The 1883-nt window shown below is 43.8% G+C and carries 1 protein-coding gene and 4 tRNA genes; all 5 read right to left on the bottom strand.

Annotation, left to right across the window (positions count from 1 at the left end; all coding sequences use genetic code 11):
* Positions 1 to 117: 117 nt before the first annotated feature.
* Positions 118 to 194, bottom strand: a tRNA-Met gene (locus R7E78_RS06775).
* A 77-nt stretch (positions 195 to 271) separates the two neighbouring features.
* Positions 272 to 346, bottom strand: a tRNA-Gln gene (locus R7E78_RS06770).
* Positions 347 to 378: 32 nt separating this feature from the next.
* Positions 379 to 463, bottom strand: a tRNA-Leu gene (locus R7E78_RS06765).
* Between the two features lie 54 nt (positions 464 to 517).
* Positions 518 to 594, bottom strand: a tRNA-Met gene (locus tag R7E78_RS06760).
* A 284-nt stretch (positions 595 to 878) separates the two neighbouring features.
* A partial coding sequence (ychF, locus tag R7E78_RS06755) for a redox-regulated ATPase YchF (protein ID WP_318057770.1) occupies positions 879 to 1883 on the bottom strand: 1005 nt, incomplete at its 5' end.

The following is a 1883-nucleotide window of genomic DNA, read 5'->3' as shown; positions in this document are numbered from 1 at the left end:
ACTCTCACACCTTGCGGCGCCAGAACCTAAATCTGGTGCGTCTACCAATTCCGCCACTTCCGCAACTTATTCTGTAGTTATCAAGGTAATTGGTAAAAACCTAAATAACGTTGTTCATGGTGGCTACGACGGGATTCGAACCTGTGACCCCATCATTATGAGTGATGTGCTCTAACCAGCTGAGCTACGTAGCCATCTTTTGGAGCGAGACAATATAAACCTTCACGCTCTCAGTGACAACCCCTTTTATAAAGGAATCTCACTTGAATAATGGCAGGTCTACCTGGATTCGAACCAGGGAATGGCGGCATCAAAAGCCGCTGCCTTACCGCTTGGCGATAGACCTGCAGGCAATAGTCACAATGACTATTTAAAATATGGTGCGGAAGGAGAGACTTGAACTCTCACACCTTGCGGCGCCAGAACCTAAATCTGGTGCGTCTACCAATTCCGCCACTTCCGCAACTTATTCTGTAGTTATCAAGGTAATTGGTAAAAACCTAAATAACGTTGTTCATGGTGGCTACGACGGGATTCGAACCTGTGACCCCATCATTATGAGTGATGTGCTCTAACCAGCTGAGCTACGTAGCCAAAACCATATTTTTTGTTCTCAACGCTTCGTTGCCTTGTCGTTGGGAACGGCGCGCATTATGCGAAGTTGAGTGAGATCCGTCAACAGTTTTTTTTAATAAATTTCGGAAAAAACCTCGTTCGCTTCCTTTTTAAACAAAGAGGCGTGTTTATGATCTAAAACTGGAAATAAATTAGCTTGCGGTTGCGTAATTTATTTTTGTTCATTTACTTAAGGTATTAAAAAAGCCAGCTTAACAGCTGGCTTTTAGTGTAAATGAAGTGTTTAGAATTCATTCATTTAATTAAACATTGAAGCGGAAGTGTACAACATCACCATCTTTTACGATGTAGTCTTTACCTTCTAGACGCCATTTACCTGCGTCTTTTGCGCCATTTTCACCATTGAATTGGATGAAATCGTCGTAACCGACTACTTCTGCACGAATAAAGCCTTTCTCGAAGTCAGTGTGGATCTTACCTGCCGCCTGAGGTGCAGTTGCACCAACAGGGATTGTCCAAGCACGTACTTCTTTAACACCTGCTGTGAAGTAGGTGTGTAGAGTCAGTAGTTCGTAACCAGAGCGAATTACACGGTTCAGACCCGGCTCTTCGATCCCCATATCTGCGAGGAATTCTTCGCGATCTTCATCTTCTAGTTCAGATAGTTCAGATTCGATAGCTGCACATACAGGTACAACGACATTGTTTTCTTTTTCTGCGAACTCACGAACCGCATCTAGATATGGATTATTTTCGAAGCCATCTTCGTTTACGTTTGCAATGTACATAGTTGGCTTCAGTGTTAGGAAGTTTAGATAGCCGATTGCTGCTAACTCTTCTTTAGATAGCTCAACTGTGCGTGCCATGCCGCCTTCAGTTAGTACTGGTAACAGTTTTTCTAGTACGGTTAGTTCAAATTTTGCGTCTTTATCGCCGCCTTTTGCCTTCTTCGCGTTACGTTGAATCGCTCGCTCACAAGAATCTAGGTCAGCCATTGCAAGTTCAAGGTTGATCACTTCGATATCTTCAATAGGTGAAACTTTACCTGAAACATGAACAATGTTTTCGTTTTCAAAACAACGTACAACGTGGCCAATCGCGTCTGTTTCACGGATGTTAGCTAGGAACTTGTTACCTAAACCTTCACCACGTGATGCACCAGCAACAAGACCAGCGATGTCCACGAACTCCATCGTCGTTGGAAGAACTCTCTGTGGGTTAACGATCTTAGCTAGTGCGTCTAGACGTAGATCTGGCACAGGAACCACACCAGTGTTTGGTTCAATGGTACAGAACGGGAAGTTTGC

This window comes from Vibrio sp. YT-19(2023), from assembly GCF_033337395.1.
Note: the sequence above shows the minus strand (reverse complement) of the source record. Positions and strands in the feature narration are given on the sequence as shown.